The sequence below is a fragment of the Streptococcus sp. DD13 genome (genome assembly GCF_001578875.1).
GTDB lineage: Bacteria > Bacillota > Bacilli > Lactobacillales > Streptococcaceae > Streptococcus.
Window position 1 is genome coordinate 998404 of sequence record NZ_KQ969506.1, and the last position, 19655, is coordinate 1018058.

The window sequence follows — 19655 nt, forward strand, 5'->3', positions numbered from 1 at the left end:
CTATTAACTCTTTGCGGCAATCTTCAGAAAAGCTTGTTTGAAGTCTTCGTAAATTGCAAAACCTTTATCTAAAATTTCTTCAAGCTCATCATAATCGCTAAAAATCGGTTTCCTAATACGACAACTTGGATCAATTAATAATCTGGGATAAATCCCCCATGGAGAACCAGCCAGAATTTCCTTCCCTCTGGTCACTGCCCAAATGAATTCAACTGTACCATTGAACAAGATAAAATGTAATCCGAAAGTAATATCATCAACTTGTTCATAAAATTTAAAGAATTTTTCTTTGGAGTCAAATTGTGGAGTATATCCTGATTTTGCAATCATGTCCATCACTAACTCACCATCAAGATAATTTAAACGAGAACGCGCTCCCAATCTTTTTATATCATACTCCTGAGATATTGCTTCATATCGGTTGATAAAATTAATCTCTTGAAAAACATCTCTCACTTGTGCGTTTACTGTAATCATTTATTCCTCCGTAAATCTTAGTTTCACATCATATTCCGAAGCTATATTCTTGAAATGCTCAATATTAGGCAAGTCAGCATTTTTAGCAGGAATTTCCAAAATCTAGCTTTAAGCCATCTAGCTCTGGATATGCGTTTGATCTAATTGTTTCTCCAACTGAATATTTATCCCGAATTTCTTGCAAATAGCCCCTAAAGGTTTCCTCTTGAATTTTATCCAAATCTGTAGCCTTACGAGATATGATTTCTCCAAAATCAGGATCATAAGAATCCAAACGTTTCCCACTTCCAAGGTGTACCTCATGATAATCATACAAATCAGAGTTCCGAACAGTCTCATTAAATCGATTTCCACGAGCCATAGGAGATTCATTTGCCCAATAATCACTTGCTTCTTTCCAATCCAATCGGTCTCTAGGCTCTAAATTCCGTTTCTGTTTATCTTTTAGATAACGTTGATAGCGTTCTTCCAGTTCCGAATTCTTAAAGACACCGTCTCCATCAAGCAATTCTTCCACAGCTTCCTTGCCCTTGCCGGTCTCTTCCAGACCTCTGGCCACATCATCTCCGTGCTTAGTGGCAGCTTCTCCCGCTTCAGAGGCAAACTCAGATCCAGCACGGCCTCCGCCACCTGTATGTCTCAAACCACGGGAGACATCATCCCCGAACTTCCTGGATTGCTGAAATCATCCACTGGATAATTTCACCTAACCTCCGTACTCACCTAAGGAACTGAAGATGTGACTTTTCTTACTGACAGCTCATCCTACAAGGCTTTTGCCAGCTCTCCTAATTTTTCGATCCGATCATGAAGGGTTTCTACATTGAGATTTTCGTGCTGGTAGGCGCACAAAATACCATTCTCATAAAAGACTTGCTCGGGCAGCTGGACCTGCGGTGACTGAGGACACTCAATCATGACCACACTGAAGACTCCACCAGGCTCAGTTTGCTCCATGGTATTACCCACAAAGTGATAGGTAAAAGCTCTAAATTCCCAGTCCTTGTAGGCACCTGAGATCACATAGGCTACTTTTCGCTCATGACCACGGCCAAAGGGATAGTGCGTAAAGTTGGCATATTTTTCAACAAAGGGACTTTGGAAAGGAGTGGTGGTCCGATCCTGATCCATCTTCTTCTTCGAATAATCTTTGTAATAGTCATTCCCCTGTGCTCGATCAAATTGGTAACCATGCAATGAAGCAAAAGCCTGATACTCCTTATTGCTTTTCTGAGCATAACTGATAGCCCAATAAACAATCCCTACAACGAAAACAAGAATGACAAACATTAAAATAATAAATAAGGTAGCAAAAACCATACCATACTCCTTCTATATAAAGGGAACCATAAGATACTTATTTAAATTCTATAACTCTTCTATTTCAGCAAATTTTTGTTTAGAAAATTAAATATGCAAGACTTCCAAATGTCTTAATCTTTGGTTTCTTCCAGATAATGAAATTCAACTGCTTGTTCCTCACCTTTAACCCTAACCCCATTATAAAAGAGTGAAATTAAAATAGCAGGTGGAATAAGAGCAAACAATCTAAATTCAACGAAAAAAGCAAAAACTACAAAAGGTAGAACAAAAACTACTACTATCATTACGTAGGCAATTATTTTAGAAACTTTCTGATTTACCATTACCAAAAACCAACTCCATTCCGACCTATACTTAAGGGTGTATTCGCCTTAATTTTTCCTTTATACTTTAAAGTCTCCCCTCTTTTTTTTAGAAAGGTTTTTAAAACTATAAATCGTATGAACGAAACTAGGAAAACCACCAAGAAAAAACAATCATAAAGATTAGTATATTTAAAGCACCTTCTATAAGGTCCCCTTTTCGATTAGTCGAACCGAACCATAATTCCAATGGAGTAAGTAGTCTCAGCAGAGCTGGAATAACAATTGCTAAGAATAAACCTCGTCCATTGTTGTGATCTTTTCGTTTTTCTGAAAATATATAATCCTTCAACGAATTATCCGTTTGATAAACAGAATACAATCTTCTAGAAGTCAAACTATAATTCCTTCTTACTAAATATTCTTGATTGTCTTCCGTAATCAGAAGAAACCATCCATTTAACAATTTATGCTTATTCAAACTAATATTATATGGATAACCTTTTAAAACTTTGAAGTCTACCATGAGAACAAACCTTTCACACCATTGACTAAATTATTCCACCCCGTTACAACTTGCTTCCCGATTTCGTCCTGTGCTTTTTTAAATTCTGGAAAAGTCTCGCGTGCCCATTCATTTGCAAACCCAACAGCCATACCGATGCCTACAGTAGCTACTACACCAAGACCAACAGGATTCGCCAAGACTCCAACACCAGCTAGATAAGCAGATCCTACTTCAATTCCAGTAGTAACAGCCATAGTTCCCAATGTAGTGGTTACTTGTCTACCCCAAGCTACTTCTGCCGAATCACCGCTTAACATATCAATCCCCACACCGGCTAACATACCTACTCCAGTACTTAATGCCTCTCCTATATTTTTTGCGGTAGATGTTATAGCCGTTTCCGAAGCTTTTTGCGCTGCACGCGTAGCCCCAGGTACCTTACCCATGATTTTCCCATTAGAAAGCACTGTTGAGTAGCGGTTTGCAAATATCTCAGCACTTTTTTCTGTAGCTTTTTTAGTAGCTTTCTCAGTTATTTTCTTTTCAATCCCATCCCCTACTTTATTTAGAGCAACCTCTTTTACAAAATCTCCTGGGGCCTTCTGAGCTTGTTCTGTTAAAAATTTATTCCCAGTAGAAGAACTTTTATTTTTTTTAGATATGTTGTTCTTCCCAAGATCTTTATTGATTACCTTAGAGACCAATCCTAACAGTTCTACTGGTGTTGAGCCATTTGCTTTGGAGGAAATTTTCTTAACTGCTTTTAAGAAATCTTGGCTACTATAGAACGCCTTGGCTTCTGCATCAGTAAATGAAAGACCCGCCATAGTAGAAAGACTTTCTAACGTTTGAGTTTGCGACTGCAGTACCTTACTATACTCATCTCCCCGCTTCCAACCATTGAAGCTTTCCATATTGGTTTTGGTATCTGTTAGAATGGTTTTACCTTCTGATAAAGGGCTTGTAATGGTACTAGCATCTGGATTCGTCAGACTGATAATATCAGAGATCGAGCTATAAATATTTGCAGTTGCTTGATTCACCGTACTAATATTGGTCTCTATGCTCGAAAAGCCATCTAAAAGCCCTTGTAAATAATCCGTATCAATAATTGCATCTGTTGCAGTTTCGGATACTGTCGTCTGAAACTGTTCAATCGTTTTGTCATATTGAGCAGAAAGGACTGACAAGGCGTTGGAAAAATTCGTCAAGAGTGGAATCTGATGATTGCTAATCTTGGCATTAATGGCTGATTTGACGTCTCCTTTAAGACTTTCCGAATTGACCAAATTCACAAATGAGGACTTTGCTGTTTCGATTTGATTTGAAAGTGAGGTTTGTGAGGTAGATAAGGCAGTCTTTTGATCCTGAACCTCTTATTATAACACAAACAAAGTGAAATCAAGAAAAAATCGCTTCAGAGAAATGAAAGCCTTAAATTAGAAATAATCTAGTTTAAGACACACAACTATCTAGCGATTTTTTTCCACCTAATAAGAACTTATAAAAACAACATAGTCAATTCAATATGATAATTCTATTACTAGAATTTTTCTATAAATTTAATCGTTGATATCCAGATTCTGAAACCAACTTATCATAATTCTCAGAAAACAGTTGTTCATCAGAATTAATATAACCAACATAAATAATAGACTCAACATCTTCTCTATTAAAAAATGCGAATTCCTCGCCATCAGTTATACCTGATGGATAAGGTACTGCTGAATAATCAAAGTAACCGACTTGTCCATTATCATTCCGGAATAAAGCTGCCCTACTTACAATCATTAAAGGAATAGTCCCCTCTTTAGTTATGACAACCGAACCAATTGGTAAAATAGGGTTATTATTTTCCATTTCCATTCTCCAATTCATAATTTAATTTATCTAAAATTTTATTATTTATAACAGTTTTGACTATGCCATTCCATATAATATTTGGAACCAAAGAAAGTAGTATAGCAAGTACAACTAATTTTATTATAAACTCTATAATTGTACTTGGCATAAAATAAAACCAATAAACAAAAGGAATAACTGCAAAGACAATAAACAAAACTACTAAGATGTTTGCAAGATAAGGTGTTTTTATCTGTTTCAAAACATCATTATGTTTTAAAGTTATATCGTGTATAACTTCAAAATATTCTTTCTGGACAGTACTACTAGGAGCTTCAATCAAAGGATAAGTATTTCTAATTGAAACCATCCATAGTTCAAAAAGTATAAAAAACCAAATTCCTAAGATCATCGGCAATAGAAAAGAAAAAAAACCGAACTCTTTTTGAGGAACAATGTAATTATCAGAATAACCAGCGATAAAAGCCATAATCGGGACAATCAATAATGGCGAAGACATCCAAGTTAATCTGCTAATTTTCTTAGCTATGTTTTGGTGATTCCCTATGCTTTCCTTATCTAGCTTTCTCCAAACAATATCTCTTGAAAAAGGATAGTACTCTGCAGCTAAACCTGTTCCTTTTAAATTAGTGCCCATACCATTATCCACAGCAAATAACAATCTTATTTTTTTTACCATGGCCAGCTCCATCCTTTCTTTTTAGGTTTAATATTCTGATCTAGTTCTTTATTTATAGCACTTCCAGCCCAACTACCCACAGCAGAGCCAATTATTGAACCAGCCACAGCTCCTAATGCTGCTCCTACATCAGGAATAGGACAAATAACTTGACCTATAGCTGCTCCCGCTAGTCTACCTAAATTCGATCCAACAGCCGAACTTGCCATATCAACAGCTGTTCTCCGAGCTGTGATTGCCGCTGTTTGTTCGTTACTGAAACCTTTCGATTTCAATTCCGAAATATTGGAAGCTACATCTATAGCGGTTCCAGCCCAGCCTGCAATTTTAAAGAATTTTCCAACCTTAGTCATTGCAGAAAATGAACTAGCATTCTCACTCATCATATTTAAATCACGATTAATTGTACCATGTTCATAAGACGGAAATTTACTAAAAAATTTACCCAATTTACTTTCATTCTTAAAGAGCGATTTACCCAATATTTTAAAATCAGAAATTTGAGCTCCACCACGAGAAAAAACAGTACCGTTAAGAAAACTAACAGGATTATTTCTTGACTTTCTAAACACAGCACGAGCATATTGGAAACCTATATATATATCTAATGTGCCGATACTCCATTTTCCATTTGCAATTTCCCCACCCACTACAGTTGATAAAGAGCCCTAAAAAATCGCTATATTATAGCGATTCTTCTCATATCATTATTTAAATAGATCCTTTTGAAACTTCTGCTGACTTCATCCATGTATCGTAATGCTCTTCAAAAGCCTTCTCATCTTCATTTCTATATCCCTCAAATAGAACCTCTTTAACATTTTCTCTGTTGAAAAAGAATAGATTATCTGGTGTCTACATCCCGTTCGGAATAACTACTGAACCATAGTCAAAATAGACACTTTTAGCTCCACCTTTCCCATCATCCACTTCAATCACACTAGCACGTGACACAATCATCACTTCAGTACCATCACCATTTTTTAGAGTTGCTACGGAACCCATTTGATTGTTGGTTTATTAACAACTATATACCTTTATTCTACTCTTTTTCACATTATTTGGCAAAGGCTGATACAGGATTTTTGACCTGTTCCTAAAAATTATTTCTTTTTCTTCATAACCTACCGCTCTTATCTCTCTTTATATAGGATGTCCATGAAAATAAAAGCCGATGAAACTGATTTTGTTTGTTGCAAATCTCCTTGCTGACACCCTTTATCTATAAACAAATTGTAGGATGACGATCTTTTACCATCCTTAACTTACTTCTTATCTGCTAGAGCTGTTGAGCGACGGACGTAGTGATCCTCTCCAACCATTACCCACTCATCCGATGGGCTAAAGTGAAATTCTTGATTGTAGGTGGAGAGTTGACCAAGTTTTTCACGAGCTTGGACGGGGTCTAAGTCCATTTTGGCAGCCAGTAGATACTTGGTATAGGCATGCTGGGGATGATCAAATAAATGGTCTGCCGGTGCTACTTCGACTAGGTGACCATGATACATCACTGCGATCCGGTCTGAAATGTGACGGACCACAGACAAATCATGAGAGATAAAGAGATAAGACAGACCTAACTCCTCCTGCAATTCCTTGAGGATGTTCAAGATCTGTGCCTGAATGGAGACATCTAGGGCAGAGGTCGGCTCATCACAAACGATAAAGTCTGGATGGCTCACCACAGCTCGGGCAATCCCGATCCGTTGCCGTTGTCCTCCTGAGAAGGACCGTGGTCGCTTATAGATATCGTCTCCTGTAATGCCAACCCGCTCCAAAATTTGAATCGCAGCTTCTTCTGCCTTGTCCTTGGACCAGTTAAAGAGAGGTTCTTTGACAATTTCAAGAGCTGTCATGCTAGGATTGAGTGCTGAAAAAGGGTCTTGGTAGATGATTTGAAGCCTCTTGCCATCTGTCACTCCCTCCAGATAGGTCACCTTTCCTTGACTCGGTTTTTCTAGTCCTAGGATCAGGCGAGCCAAGGTAGACTTCCCACTTCCTGACTCTCCGACGAGTCCCAAGGTTTCTCCTTTGTAAATCGAGAGAGAAAGGTCATCGACGGCGACCGTTTCTGTTGTTTGCCCCCGCCAATTTCGCTTCGAATAGACCTTGCTGACCTGATCTACCCGGATGTATTCTTCCTGTTTAGACTGACTCATGCTTTTTCCTCCTAACACGGTGGCTATGGGATAGGGCCACTAACTCCGTCTCATCTGCTTGATCCACTGCAATGGTCGTGGTATCTGTCCCTTTTAGCTGGGCTGCAGCTAAGAGCTCTTGGGTGTAAGGGTGCGCTGCATGGTAAAAGATATCTTCGACAGTCCCTTCCTCTACAAAAAGCCCATCTCGCATCACCTTGACTTCATCACATAAACCTGCAATCACACCGAAATCGTGGCTGACAATTACTACTGTCAACCCCAAATTGGCTTGGAGATCCTTGACTAGGGCCAAAATTTGGGCCTGAATCGTCACATCAAGAGCCGTAGTCGGCTCATCTGCGATGAGAACTTCGGGATTTGCTAAGAGGGCCATAGCAATCATGATCCGCTGTCGCATCCCCCCCGAAAATTCAAAAGGGTATTGATTGAGACGTTCTTTCGGTCGGTCAATCCCTACTTTTCCGATCATCTCCTCCATCATCTCTTCTTGCTCCTTGCGAGACAGATCTGGGTGAAAGCGCTCGACGATTTCCTGCAAGTGATAGCCAATTTTTCGCAAGGGATTTAAAGACGTCATCGGGTCTTGAAAGATCATAGAGACAGGGAGGCGATCCCAGTCCTTAGCTGCCTGACCATTTACATCCAATTGTTCATAGGAGACTTCCAGCTCCTTTGGCAGGATGGACAAGACACTCTTCATGGTCAGACTCTTCCCACTCCCTGACTCCCCTACGATACCTACGATTTTGCCTTTAGGGATATCGAGATCCACTCCCTTGACAAGAGGAACATCCGCTTGTCTGCGTCTTTTTCGGACAATCTGTAAATTGCGAATCCGAATGCTTGTATCTGTCATTAGACTTCCTCCTGTAGACTATCCTTGATGAGTTCTCCGACATTGTTAAAGGAATAAATGGTCAAGACAATCAACAAACCGGGTAGAATTGCCATCATAGGGAGACGTTGACTCAAAGTCTGGGCATCCTGTAAGAGACTCCCCCACGAAGCCATGGGTTCATTGATCCCGAGTCCTAGAAAGGAGAGGGCCGATTCAGTCATGATGGCAGAAGAGATGCTCGTCGTCGCAGCAACGATTAAGGTTGGTAAGACAGACGGCAAGATGTGCTTTCGGATGATGGTAAAAGAGCCAATCCCCATAAACTGGGCATAGCTGACGTAATCATTGACCTTGGCCGATAAGGTCTCAGCCCGTAAGAGCCGGGCAATTCGCATCCAAGAAAAACACCCAATGACAATGATAATCGTAGATAAGCCTGGCTTTAAAAAGACACTCAGCACAATGACCAAGACCAACCAGGGAATAGAAGAGAGAATATCCACAATTCGCATGAGAACCGCATCAATCCAGCCACCGAAATAACCTGCAGTGACCCCTACAACCGTCCCGATCGCAACAGAGGTCATCATAGCCAAGACACCGACCAATAGAGAGACTTGCCCACCATAAATCAAGCGGGACAAGTAATCGCGCCCAAGCTTATCCGTCCCAAAGATATGGGCAGCACTTGGTGCCTGATAAATCTCAGAGACATTGGTTGTCACCTGGTCCAAGGGAAGAAGGGGGGCGATGGCCGCAATCAAGATGACCAGCCCTAAAAAACCAATCGAAAAGAGAAAAAGAGGGGAACGCCTCGCGACTTCCAAAATTCGTTTGACAAACATTAGTTTTCCCCCTTTCCAATCCGTGGGTCGACAATCGAATACAATACATCTGACAAAAGATTCCCGAGAATCACCAGGGTCGCCGACATCAACATCACCGCCATAATGACAGGGTAGTCTAGGCGACTCGTCGCTTCGCGTAGATAGGTCCCAACACCCGGCCAATTAAAGACATTTTCAGTGATTAAGGCCCCTGTGACCAGCATAGGGAGCGCAAGTCCAATTTGGGTCACAATGGGAATCAAGACATTCCGTGAGACATGCTTAAAGAAGATACTTGGTCGCTTAGCTTGAAAGGCCTCCTGTACGGTCACATAGTCCTTGTCAATCTCCACGATGGCTGACGAACGTACAAAGCGAAGCAACTCTGGCATAAAGGCTGAGATTAAGGTTAAATAAGGCAGAATGAAATGACTGAGAAAGTCTCCAAAATCATTTTCCCGACCGAGGGTATGCATCCCCATCACTGGGAACCATCCCAACTGTCTCGAAAAGACCGTCATCAAAACAATCCCAAACCAAAACGCAGGAATCGCAATCCCGACAGAGGCGATTCCGTCAATCAAGCGGTCCAACCATTTTCCTCGTTGCGAGGCCGCAAGCAGGCCAAGCACGATCGCTAAGACCAAGGAAGTCAGGTAAGCTGGCAAGACCAAGGAAACCGTATTGGGAATTCGTTCTGATAGAGCCGCCAAAATGCTTTGCCCGTTGAGAGAATTTCCGAAATTTCCTGTCAAAAGATTACGCAACCACAAGAAATATTGCACCAAGAAAGGCTGATCTAGGCCATATTGATGGCGCATAAAATCAATCTGCTCCTGGTCCATATTCGGGGTTGTGATCGAATCCACCATATCAAAAGGAGCTAGGTGAATCAAGGTAAAAACGATAAACGAAATCACGAGAAGCAAGGGGATTGCTTGTAGGATTCGCTTAAAGATGTATTTAGCCAATGTTTATCCTCCAAAAACCTAAGAGGCCGGGGAGATCCCAAGCCTCTGGCGATTATACTCATCCTATCTGGTCACAGGGATGGTTGCAAGACCAGCAAATAGCTGTTTTTGTCTGCCTTATCCTTATTTTGCGATTGATAACTTAGATGGGTCTTCAAATGTGTAAATCGGTACTAGTTTTGCATCCTCTACACCAGTGATCCGTTTGTTCACTGCCAATACCTTTTTATTGTCCACGATTGGGTAGATGACTGCTTCTTTTGCAATCTCACTTTGCAAGGTGTTGTAAATTTCTTTCCGTTTTTCAGTATTCAATTCGACTGCACCTTGTTTAAAGAGGTTATCCACTGTAGCTGATTTCAACTTAAAGTAGTTGGACTTGCCTCCTGTGGTGAACAAGCGGGCATACTGATCAGGATCATTTCCCATGATATAGCCATTCAAAAAGAGGTTGTATTTTGGTTTGTCCTTACGGATTTCGGTTGAAACAGCACTCGCATCTCCACCTTGCAATTCGACGTCAATCCCAACTTTTTTCAGTTGTTCTTGAATGAGGGTTGCTTGAAGACTTTGTGCGGCATCACTTGAGGTATAGCCGATAGACAATTTCAGGTTGTTAACTCCCGCTTCTTTTAACAACTGACGCGAACGATCCAAGTTTTGTTCGTATTTTTCGACCTGGTCTGTCCGATATGGATTGGCTACAGGTAGGAAGGAATACGGCGTTTCAAAATAGTCGCTATCCACATAAGCCGCCTTGTTCATTTCATTTTTGTCCAAAGCATATAAGATGGCTTGACGGACACGGACGTCTTTCAATTCGTCTGAAGCGGTGTTCAAGCCCATGTATCCGACACGGTTTTCCGTATACGCATAGGTGTCGATACTGCTCTTATCGTAGTCCTTGATGTCGGTTGGCAGGATGTAAGAAGCATCCACTTCTCCTGTTTGAAGAGCCGTTTTAGTCGTTTCAGGATTGCTGATGATGCGCAAGATAAAATTCTTGATCTTTGGAGCTCCACCATAGTAATTTTCATTCGCTTCTAGACGGATGTATTCTCCATTTTTGTACTCAACAAACTTGTAAGGTCCCGTTCCCACAGGTGTTACATCCAATTCTTTCCCTGAAAAGTCCTTGACATTTTTATAAGCATGCTCTGGAAGGATGTAGGTTTCTGTTACGATATTATCTAAGGCAGGGGCACTCACTTCTGGGAGGACAAAACGCACGGTATAGTCATCCACTTTTTCAAATTTGACAGGCTTGTCATTGATATACAGATGCGTCGCATTTCCATTGGCCTTATCGGCTTTCTTTTGATAGGTAAAGATCACATCGTCCGCAGTGAACTTTTCCCCATCTGACCATTTGACATCTTGGCGCAATTTGACTGTGATGCTCAAGCCGTCTGAAGCAATCTCATAACCTTCTGCTAGCTCATTCTTGTAAGAGCCATCTGGATTGACTCGTAAGAGCGGGGAATAAATATAGTTGGTCAAGGTCAATCCCCACCGGTCACTGGTGTTAATCGGATTGGTGGACTCTGGATTGCTATTGATAGCATAGGTAAACGTATCATTTGAGGCATTGCTGGATGAGCTGCTTGAGGAAGAGCCCCCACCACATGCTGCCAAGGTCGCCACTGCTGCTAGTGACAGAAAGCCAAGTAACCACTTTTTCTTTTTCATCGCTAAACTCCTTTTTCTTTTTCATCGTGGGTCTATCATATCAATTTTCATCCAAGCTGACTAATATATGTCTTTTATAGCCTCTTTTAAAAAAACTATCTATCCCACCTTGGTTGAACTGACAACTTTCTTATCCTACCACGAATGTCAAAGAATTGCAGAATTTTGCTACGCCTTCATAAAAAAAGCGACCGAGTGGTCCACTCCGTCGCTAGATGGTTTAGAATCCATCTACGTTTGTATAGATTTTTTGCACGTCTTCGTCATCTTCTAAGACGCCGTACAATTTTTCAAAGATTTCCAAGTCTTCTCCTGTCAACGAAACCTCTGCTTGAGGGATCATCTCAAGCTCCGTCACTTGGAATTCTTCAATGCCAGACTCCCGTAGGGCGAGAAGCGCTTTATGCAGGTCCGTTGGGGCGGTGTAAACTGTGACACTACCGTCTTCGACTTCCACATCATCCACATCGACATCCGCTTCAAGCAGTAATTCGAAAATACTGTCCGCATCCTCACCTGCAAAGACGATCACCCCTTTGTTATCAAAGAGGTAGGAGACTGAACCGCTAGCTCCCATATTGCCACCGTTTTTCCCGAAGGCCGCGCGGACATTCGCCGCTGTCCGATTGACATTTGACGTGAGGGTATCCACGATCAACATAGAACCGTTTGGTCCAAATCCTTCGTAACGTCCATCCGTAAAGGTCTCATCTGTGTTTCCTTTCGCCTTGTCCAAGGCCTTATCAATAACATGCTTTGGAACCTGTGCTTGCTTCGCACGGTCAATGACAAATTTCAAGGCTGAGTTGGACTCTGGATCTGGATCCCCTTTTTTCGCAGCTACATAAATTTCGACACCGAACTTGGCATACACTTTCGAGTTCGCGCCATCTTTGGCGGTTTTTTTTGCAACAATATTGGCCCACTTACGTCCCATGGGAATCTCCTTTATACATGCTCTAGTATTTTGATTTTCATCAATATCCCTACTATTATAGCACTTCCCCTACATTTCGTAAAGACGACTTAGGGAGCTTAGCCACTTGCCTCAGCCTGTCTTACTTTTTAGCGTCTTTCCGGTATTCCAGCTCGACTTGTCGCTGGTAGTTTCGCCTCGCTTCCTCCCTTTTACGGCCAATCAGAGGAATCTTCTCGACTGATTTTTAAAACTTCCCTGGTCTCTTTTGAGAATTTACTTCCTTTAGCTTCTTGCAACTCCTGAATATCCTGATCCGTTAGCGCCACTCTTCAACATTTCCCTTCTCTATCTTTACATGATCTACACGCATGGAGGGGATTCGTCTACTGTATCTATTCTCTCGTTCAGACTGGGATACAGGGGTGAACGGTCTCCTGAGTTGTCTTCCTTGACATTCCATTTCTCAAGTGATACACTTCTTGTTGTAATGTTTTATGTTACATCGATTTCAACACTATAGATTCTGAATTTCACTGCTTTCGAACTTGTATCCTGCATACACGTTTAACAGTTTTTGTGAGCTTCAACCTTGACACCCTATCCCTTAGAAAAGGAGACCCTTATGTACCCTTATGAATCCAATCTTTACCTCAAACAAGTCGCTCTTAACGTAGCAGATATGCAGAAAGCTCTGCTCTTTTATCGAGATGTGCTGGGCATGACCCTTCTTGAAGAAAGCAAAGAGCATGTACTCCTTGGAACCCAGGAAGAACCCCTTGTTGAACTCTTTCATGCGTCAGACACGACTCCTGTCAAGGCGAGCTATGGCCTTTACCACATGGCTATATTGCTCCCTAGTCGGCAAGACCTATCCGATATCCTCAAACGCATCATCGAACTAAAAATCCCGATGGTGGGAGGGGCAGATCACGGCTACAGCGAAGCCCTTTATCTAGAAGATTTTGAAGGAAATGGGATCGAACTGTATCGGGATAAACCCGTCCTAGACTGGGATATTCGAGAAGACGGTCGCATCGTCGGGGTTACAGAGGAGCTAGATGGAGAGAGTCTCTACCAAAATGCCCAGCTCTTGGACCCTTATCACCTTCCTGCAGGTAGTCGCATGGGACATGTCCACCTTCAGGTGAAAGATAGCAAGATTTCTCGTCAGTTTTACCAAGATGTCCTCTTGCTAGAGGATAAATTCTCCGTCGCAACTGGGAGTTGGTTGGCCCAGGGCAACTATCACCATCATCTAGCCGTCAATGAGTGGGCTGGAAAACAACAGCTCAACCGCACCCCCAACATGCTGGGTCTAGCCTACTACCTGATCCAAGTCCCAGATAAAGAAACTTTGTTGCACCATTTTAAAAACGCACAGACTCGTGGCGCTTCTGTCTCATGGATTCACTCTAACTTGATGGCCATCAGAGATGCACAGGGCATCGAGACCAGAGTAGGGATCTAATCCCCGGGAAATTTCGTTTTAACATCACCTTGTACCCATTCTCAAGTATCCATTCACTTAATGACGGTTTCTGACAAGATTCTGACAAGAACCCCCCAACCATCTGACCGATTGACCAAAGGTTGAGGGGTGTTTTTCTATTCAAGTAGCTCCCTCAGTCATCCGGCGACTTCTGATGGTCATCCATCTTTGATACAAGCTCTTTTCTTGACGAATTTAGTCTCCCTCTGCTACAATAGTTTCTTATAAAATAACACTAACTAGTAAGGATTTTTTATGAAAAAACAACTTCCAGGGATCGCTTTTATTCTCATCAGCATCCTCATCACTGCATTTGCTTGGGCCACAAACAGTGCCACTAGTCCTTATACTGGGGCTGGCATCGCCCTTACAACCCTTTCTTTAACCTTTATGATGGCAACACGCGCTCGTCTCCTTGAAAAATGGTTCCACGGAATTGAAACCATGTATTTCTACCATAAGGTCTTAGCTGTCTTTTCCATCGTCTTTTTGATCTTCCACCAGTATATGATGGGGATTTCTGGATCCAGCACAGCCGGCGTCATCGGAGAAGTCTCAATCATTCTCTTTCTCTCCATTATCGGAGTGGCCTATCTCGGACACAAGCTCAAATACGAAATCTGGCGAACCATTCACCGCTTAGTGTATGTCGCTTACATCCTTGGTCTCATCCACGCCTACTTGCTCAGTCCCGTCAGTCTGATGGGGATTAGCCTTTTGGCCTTGGTTGTCAACGTCTTTGCACTCTTGGGACTTTGGTCTGGTTTTTATATGATTTTCCTTTACCAGGAGTTTGGCTTTGGTTATTATGGACGGGTCGCAGGGATCCGCCATCTCAACTACGACACGACAGAAGTCAAGATTCACTTAAACAAGGACTTTGACTACCAGTTTGGTCAGTTTGCCTTTCTCAAAATATTGACAAAAGGGTTTGAACATGCCCCCCATCCCTTCTCTATCTCAGGCGGACAAGGGAAGACCGTCTATTTCACTATCAAAGGGGCTGGAGACTATACGGGTCAGATCTATCGGGACCTGAAAGTCGGTGACAAGGTCAAGATCGACCGGGCATATGGACACATGATTCTAGAAGAAGGCCGAGACAAGCAGGTCTGGATCGCTGGTGGGATTGGAATCACCCCCTTCATCTCTTATCTGCGTGAAAACCCCAACTTGGACAAGCAAGTTGACTTCTTCTATGCCTACACAGGGGCTGAAAACGCGGTTTATCTAGAGGAACTCCGAGCTTATGCTGAGCGAAACCCCAACCTCCACTTGACCCTCAAGGACAGCCAGGTGGATGGTTTTCTAAGCTTTGACGACTACGACCTAGCGGATGACACGACTGTCTTTATGTGCGGACCGGTTGTCATGATGAACCTATTTGCCAAAACCTTTGAAGAGAAAAATCCAAAAGCGGAGCTGGTCTATGAGGGCTTTAGCTTTAGATAAAAAGAAAGGAGCAAGGGATACGCCCTTCTAACACGCATCCATGAAAAAAAATACGCAAAACTTACTTTTGGGAGGGGCAGCCTTTACAGCTGTAGCAGCCAATGCCATCCTCCTAATCGCCAATAACCTTAAGGCAAGCAATCAAACGAGCCCATCTACGATCTCAGCCTCTGCTGGATCTGAATCTACTCCGACAACCAGCAGCGAGACCAGCCAGACAGGAAGCGAAAGTTCAAGTACGACAGGACTGAAAAACGGCACCTATACCGGAGCAGTCACCGCTACCGATCGAGGGGACTATCAGGTCCAAATCACTGTTGCAAATGGCCAAATCTCTACGATTGATGTCCTCGAGTATCCGACAGAAAATGCCCGCTCGCAACAAATCAATGCCGATGCTCTCCCTGTCTATACAAAAGAGGCCATCAGCAAGCAATCAGCGGATGTCCAGCTGATCTCGGGTGCTAGTGAGGCTTTTAAAGGATTTACTGGGTCCCTGCAAGATGCGATCAACCAAGCCAATGCCTAGTCCACAACTTGTTTCCAAGACCTTGCAGGCTATGACCATGCCCTTTACCATTAGCATCGCAACCTCCGATCCAGCTCTGGCCCAACGAAAACTTGCGGAGTTAACCCCGCAAGTCCAAGCAGAACTGAATAGACTGGAAGACAAATTTTCACCTTTTCGCTCTTCCTCCCTGGTATCTCATTTCCAAGTTGGAGATCAAAGTCCGATCTTTGACCCAGAGTTTCAAGAAGTTTATGCTCAGGTAGTCGCCCTCAAAAAGCGAAGCCTTGGTCACTTCGATCCCTATTTCCAGGGCAAGTATGACCCAACTGGGTTTGTCAAAGGCTGGATTGTCGAGAAGATTTTCCGCCAAGTTCTGCAACCTCTCCTTCGCTACTCTGAAATTCTTGCAGTCTCCTTTAATGGGGCTGGGGACATGCAGGTCAAGGTTAGAGAGGGAGTCGACTTTAACTGGCAAATTGGCATTGAAAATCCAGATGATCTCCAAGAACTCATTGCGATTTATCCCCTGACAGATGGGGGAATAGCAACTTCAGGTCTCGCTAAGCGAGGACACCACTTGAGCATCCGGGGAAAGGATGACTTACTACAAGTCACGGTGCTAGCACCAAGCCTAGCCTGGGCTGATAGTTGGGCGACGGCCCTCTTTTCGGCAGGCCAAGAGAAAGCCCACCAGCTCATCCAAGACGAAGCGCTAACCGCCCTTCTCATCACCAAATCCCAGGTCTTGGTCTATCAAAATGGTCAATTATTCGAGATACAGAACCGCTAAAGAGGCTGGGACAAAAGTCCTAGCCTCTCAATTGTTTTTAGATTGTCGAGCAAGACACAGTGGTTGAGTGGGCTCTACTAGGCCGATTTCATCCGCTTTTACAGCCCGACTCAACCATGCGGAGATGGGACGACGAAATCGACTTCTAGCGAATGACCGATTGCTGTCCCACTCTCTTTTGGTTTATGAAGAAAGAATAGAAAGGATCTGCTTCTCCTCTTTCGTGACCGATTTCCCTCCCAACGCAAAGGTCCCAATAAGAGAGAGCCCTATTAAAAAATCACGGCAATTCAATTTGGAGGAATTTACAAGGAGTGATGGCGTTTAGGGAGTGAAGTTGCTGAGCAGCGATACTGAGGAGTTCCCCAGTCTCTAAGATCTCCACAGTCCCTTCCTCCAGCGTGACTGCTAGCCGGCCTTCCAATACTTGAAGGAGTTTGGGCTGAGGACTGGTTTCCTTGCTGATACTTTCCTTCTGATCCATGGCATAGAGGGTCACAGAGGAGATGATCCCTAGTCTTTTTGACAGGGATCGGCTGACGATTTGCTCCTCATGGTAGGTAACCAACTGCTTGAGTTCAGCCTTCATGGTCTACCTCCGGTTTTACGACAACCAGTAGCATCTGAAAGGCTTTTTGCGCATAGAGCGCATGAGGGACATTGGCTGGCATCACGATGGTCTCTCCAGCATGGACTAGATATTCGTTCTGATCAATCGTAATCTTGGCAACACCTGACAAGACATTGACCATGGCGTCTCCTGGAGAGGTGTGCCGACCGATTTCTTGGTCTTTATCCAGTGAAAAGATGGTCATCCCAAGATCTCTTCGTTGCACCAAGGTTTTAGAGAGCATTTGCTCTTCTTCAATTGGAACCAGCTTTTTCAAGTCCAGTACCCTTGCCTGATCAAGTTTTTCAATATAAACCATCCTTATCTCCTTTATTTGACTGAGCAGACAGCGATATAGCGCAAGTCTTTTCCTGTTTTGTTAAAAAACGTGTACATTTTCGTGAATTGCTGACGATTTTCACGTTTAAAGCCATTGTAGAGGATCTTACAAGTCCCCCACAAGCCCTCATCCTTAATCATCCCCCTAGTCGACATGAGGGTCATCTTCCCATATTGGGCTGTCACCTTTGAAAATCCATTGGTGCGAAACAGCTCCTGCCACTTGTCTACGTGAAGGGGCTCCACGTTGACATGGATGGTCTGGCTCAGTTGGGATAGTTTTTCTTCCATATGCTCTGCTTCATAGGAGACATCATGGGTCAGGAGACGGCCACCAGGCTTGAGCACACGAAGATATTCTTGGATAGCTTTCGACTTAGCCTCCCCTCTTAGCATCGTCAGCATGGCTTCGTTGATGACGATATCAAAGGAGTTATCTGGAAAAGGAAGCTTCATTGCATTGCCCTGCTGCACCTGGATCAAGTCCTCTAGACCAGCCTCTGTGATATTGCGCCGAGCCTTGTCCAAAGCCTTGGAATCCATATCAACGCCTGTAATGTGGCAACCATAAGTCTGGGCCAACTCGATAGAGGTGGTACACATGTTACAGGCTACTTCTAGAACCTGACTCTCCTTGGAAAAGCGTCCGTGTTCAATCAGCCAGTTGGTTGCCGTGATCCCTCCAGGACGTAAGCGTTTTTTCCCTAACTTAGCAAGGAAATTATGTCCTACTTCTTTTTTGGCCATATCAAGTCTCCTTTTGTGTGAAAGTGTTTTCTCTATATTTTATCATAATTTTCAGATAAAACTCAGAAAATATGAGTTTTCGATATCCTTTAACTTAGAGACTTTTACTGACACACTCCACCAAGCTTGAATAGAACAAGAGGACCCATCTGATACAAGCCCCACTCCCTAGCTGGTTTCCCTTCTTTCTAAAAGAAAAATCCCCAACAGACACTGTTGAGGATTTGAACACCTAGAGGATTGGGACTGAATTAGTTTTCTTCTGAGCGTTTTTCACGGATGACAATGTCCCCGTCAACCACATCTGCCTGAAGTTGCTTAGCCTCAATGTGGTCTAGGTAGAAATCTGTCACCTTATCTCGGATTTGGCTTTCGATCACCCGACGGAGTGGGCGAGCCCCCATGGCCTTGTCGTAGCCTTCTTCCATGAGGAGATCTTTGGCCCCTTCAGTCACTTCCAGATGGATATCCTTTTTGCTCAAGGTTTGGTTGACCTGATCGAGCATCAAGTCCACGATGGCTTTTAGGTCCTCCTTGTCCAAGTGCTTAAACTCGATGACCCCATTAAAGCGGTTGAGAAACTCTGGTCGGAAGTAGGGAGCAATCCGATCCATGATCGCCACGTTGTCTCCTTCATCTTCTGTCTCTCCAGTAGCGTAGCCAAATCCGGCATTGGAGGTCGCGATGATAATAGTATTTTTGAAGTTGACGACATTGCCTTGACCATCTGTCAAGTGCCCATCATCCAGCACTTGCAAGAGCAGGGTGATGACCTGTGGATCTGCCTTTTCAATCTCGTCCAGAAGGACAATCGAGTAAGGATTGCGACGAACACGCTCAGTCAAAGTATGGGAATTGTCATCGTAGCCCACATAGCCAGCTGTCGTCCCGATCAGCTTGGACACCGCGGTCCGGTCGCTGTACTCGGACATATCTAGACGGATGATGGCATCCTTGTTGCCAAAGAGATCAATAGCGAGTTGTTTGGCCAACTCAGTCTTTCCGACACCAGTCGGTCCGACAAAGAGGAAGCTACCGATTGGGCGATTGCCATCGTCAAAGCCGGCCCGATTGCGACGGATGGCCTTGGACACCGCTTCAACCGCAACGTTTTGACCGATGACCTTGGCTTCCAGACGATCTTTGAGACCTTTTAAGC

24 protein-coding genes are annotated in these 19655 nt (G+C 43.3%); 4 read left to right on the forward strand and 20 right to left on the reverse strand.

Going from position 1 to position 19655, the window contains the following annotated elements; translation table 11 throughout:
* Positions 1-3 precede the first annotated feature (3 nt).
* The 16 genes from STRDD13_RS04665 to STRDD13_RS04735 all read right to left on the reverse strand — a co-directional run bounded on the left by STRDD13_RS04665 (position 4) and on the right by STRDD13_RS04735 (position 12576).
* Complete coding sequence (locus STRDD13_RS04665; RefSeq protein WP_231852559.1) at positions 4-477, reverse strand: hypothetical protein; 474 nt, start codon at positions 475-477, stop codon at positions 4-6.
* Between the two features lie 82 nt (positions 478-559).
* Entirely contained in the window at positions 560-1120 is a 561-nt protein-coding gene (locus STRDD13_RS04670) for a hypothetical protein (protein WP_067102508.1), read from the reverse strand.
* 122 nt (positions 1121-1242) lie between these two features.
* A complete protein-coding gene (locus STRDD13_RS04675; RefSeq protein WP_067102511.1) occupies positions 1243-1797 on the reverse strand; it encodes a hypothetical protein in 555 nt (184 codons plus the stop codon).
* Between the two features lie 113 nt (positions 1798-1910).
* A complete protein-coding gene (locus STRDD13_RS04680) occupies positions 1911-2129 on the reverse strand; it encodes a hypothetical protein (RefSeq protein WP_156471245.1) in 219 nt (72 codons plus the stop codon).
* 121 nt (positions 2130-2250) lie between these two features.
* Complete coding sequence (locus STRDD13_RS04685; protein ID WP_067102516.1) at positions 2251-2628, reverse strand: LSm family protein; 378 nt, start codon at positions 2626-2628, stop codon at positions 2251-2253.
* A complete protein-coding gene (locus STRDD13_RS08255) occupies positions 2622-3929 on the reverse strand; it encodes a T7SS effector LXG polymorphic toxin (RefSeq protein WP_082781179.1) in 1308 nt (435 codons plus the stop codon). The genes STRDD13_RS04685 and STRDD13_RS08255 overlap by 7 nt, the downstream gene beginning before the upstream one ends.
* Before the next feature lie 235 nt (positions 3930-4164).
* Positions 4165-4470, reverse strand: coding sequence for a DUF4176 domain-containing protein (locus STRDD13_RS04695; protein WP_067102519.1), 306 nt, complete (start codon positions 4468-4470; stop codon positions 4165-4167).
* Positions 4460-5164, reverse strand: a complete 705-nt coding sequence (locus STRDD13_RS04700; RefSeq protein ID WP_067102521.1) for a hypothetical protein — start codon at positions 5162-5164, stop codon at positions 4460-4462. The genes STRDD13_RS04695 and STRDD13_RS04700 overlap by 11 nt, the downstream gene beginning before the upstream one ends.
* On the reverse strand, positions 5146-5802 hold the full coding sequence (locus STRDD13_RS04705) for a glycine zipper family protein (protein WP_067102524.1): 657 nt from the start codon (positions 5800-5802) through the stop codon (positions 5146-5148). Before STRDD13_RS04705 ends, STRDD13_RS04700 begins: the two co-directional genes overlap by 19 nt.
* A 205-nt stretch (positions 5803-6007) precedes the next feature.
* Entirely contained in the window at positions 6008-6157 is a 150-nt protein-coding gene (locus STRDD13_RS08980; RefSeq protein ID WP_269450100.1) for a DUF4176 domain-containing protein, read from the reverse strand.
* 260 nt (positions 6158-6417) lie between these two features.
* Positions 6418-7311: an ATP-binding cassette domain-containing protein gene (locus tag STRDD13_RS04710; RefSeq protein WP_067102527.1), complete on the reverse strand. Its 894-nt coding sequence runs from the start codon at positions 7309-7311 to the stop codon at positions 6418-6420.
* Positions 7298-8170 carry an ABC transporter ATP-binding protein gene (locus STRDD13_RS04715; protein WP_067102530.1) on the reverse strand — a complete coding sequence of 291 codons (873 nt, stop codon included), beginning with the start codon at positions 8168-8170 and terminating at the stop codon, positions 7298-7300. Before STRDD13_RS04715 ends, STRDD13_RS04710 begins: the two co-directional genes overlap by 14 nt.
* Positions 8170-8997: an ABC transporter permease gene (locus tag STRDD13_RS04720; RefSeq protein ID WP_067102533.1), complete on the reverse strand. Its 828-nt coding sequence runs from the start codon at positions 8995-8997 to the stop codon at positions 8170-8172. The genes STRDD13_RS04715 and STRDD13_RS04720 overlap by 1 nt, the downstream gene beginning before the upstream one ends.
* Positions 8997-9950, reverse strand: coding sequence for an ABC transporter permease (locus tag STRDD13_RS04725; protein WP_067102535.1), 954 nt, complete (start codon positions 9948-9950; stop codon positions 8997-8999). The genes STRDD13_RS04720 and STRDD13_RS04725 overlap by 1 nt, the downstream gene beginning before the upstream one ends.
* Before the next feature lie 123 nt (positions 9951-10073).
* Positions 10074-11639, reverse strand: a complete 1566-nt coding sequence (locus STRDD13_RS04730; RefSeq protein WP_067102538.1) for an ABC transporter substrate-binding protein — start codon at positions 11637-11639, stop codon at positions 10074-10076.
* A gap of 220 nt (positions 11640-11859) precedes the next feature.
* Complete coding sequence (locus STRDD13_RS04735; protein ID WP_067102541.1) at positions 11860-12576, reverse strand: YebC/PmpR family DNA-binding transcriptional regulator; 717 nt, start codon at positions 12574-12576, stop codon at positions 11860-11862.
* Positions 12577-13180: 604 nt separating this feature from the next.
* Here STRDD13_RS04735 and STRDD13_RS04740 point away from each other — a divergent pair.
* The 4 genes from STRDD13_RS04740 to STRDD13_RS04755 all read left to right on the forward strand — a co-directional run bounded on the left by STRDD13_RS04740 (position 13181) and on the right by STRDD13_RS04755 (position 16800).
* Positions 13181-14026, forward strand: coding sequence for a VOC family protein (locus STRDD13_RS04740; RefSeq protein WP_067102544.1), 846 nt, complete (start codon positions 13181-13183; stop codon positions 14024-14026).
* Positions 14027-14302: 276 nt separating this feature from the next.
* A complete protein-coding gene (locus STRDD13_RS04745) occupies positions 14303-15499 on the forward strand; it encodes a ferredoxin reductase family protein (protein ID WP_067102546.1) in 1197 nt (398 codons plus the stop codon).
* 40 nt (positions 15500-15539) lie between these two features.
* A complete protein-coding gene (locus STRDD13_RS04750) occupies positions 15540-16028 on the forward strand; it encodes an FMN-binding protein (protein ID WP_067102549.1) in 489 nt (162 codons plus the stop codon).
* Positions 16021-16800 (forward strand): FAD:protein FMN transferase, encoded by a 780-nt coding sequence (locus STRDD13_RS04755; RefSeq protein ID WP_197457156.1) that lies wholly within the window; start codon positions 16021-16023, stop codon positions 16798-16800. Before STRDD13_RS04750 ends, STRDD13_RS04755 begins: the two co-directional genes overlap by 8 nt.
* Before the next feature lie 280 nt (positions 16801-17080).
* Here STRDD13_RS04755 and STRDD13_RS04760 read toward each other — a convergent pair whose 3' ends face one another.
* From STRDD13_RS04760 to STRDD13_RS04775, 4 genes are all read right to left on the reverse strand, one after another.
* Positions 17081-17389, reverse strand: a complete 309-nt coding sequence (locus STRDD13_RS04760) for a cupin domain-containing protein (RefSeq protein WP_067102555.1) — start codon at positions 17387-17389, stop codon at positions 17081-17083.
* Positions 17379-17729 (reverse strand): cupin domain-containing protein, encoded by a 351-nt coding sequence (locus STRDD13_RS04765; protein ID WP_067102557.1) that lies wholly within the window; start codon positions 17727-17729, stop codon positions 17379-17381. Before STRDD13_RS04765 ends, STRDD13_RS04760 begins: the two co-directional genes overlap by 11 nt.
* 11 nt (positions 17730-17740) lie before the next feature.
* A complete protein-coding gene (locus tag STRDD13_RS04770) occupies positions 17741-18496 on the reverse strand; it encodes a class I SAM-dependent methyltransferase (protein ID WP_067102560.1) in 756 nt (251 codons plus the stop codon).
* Positions 18497-18747: 251 nt separating this feature from the next.
* The coding region (locus STRDD13_RS04775) for an AAA family ATPase (protein ID WP_156471276.1) at positions 18748-19655 on the reverse strand (908 nt) is incomplete at its 5' end.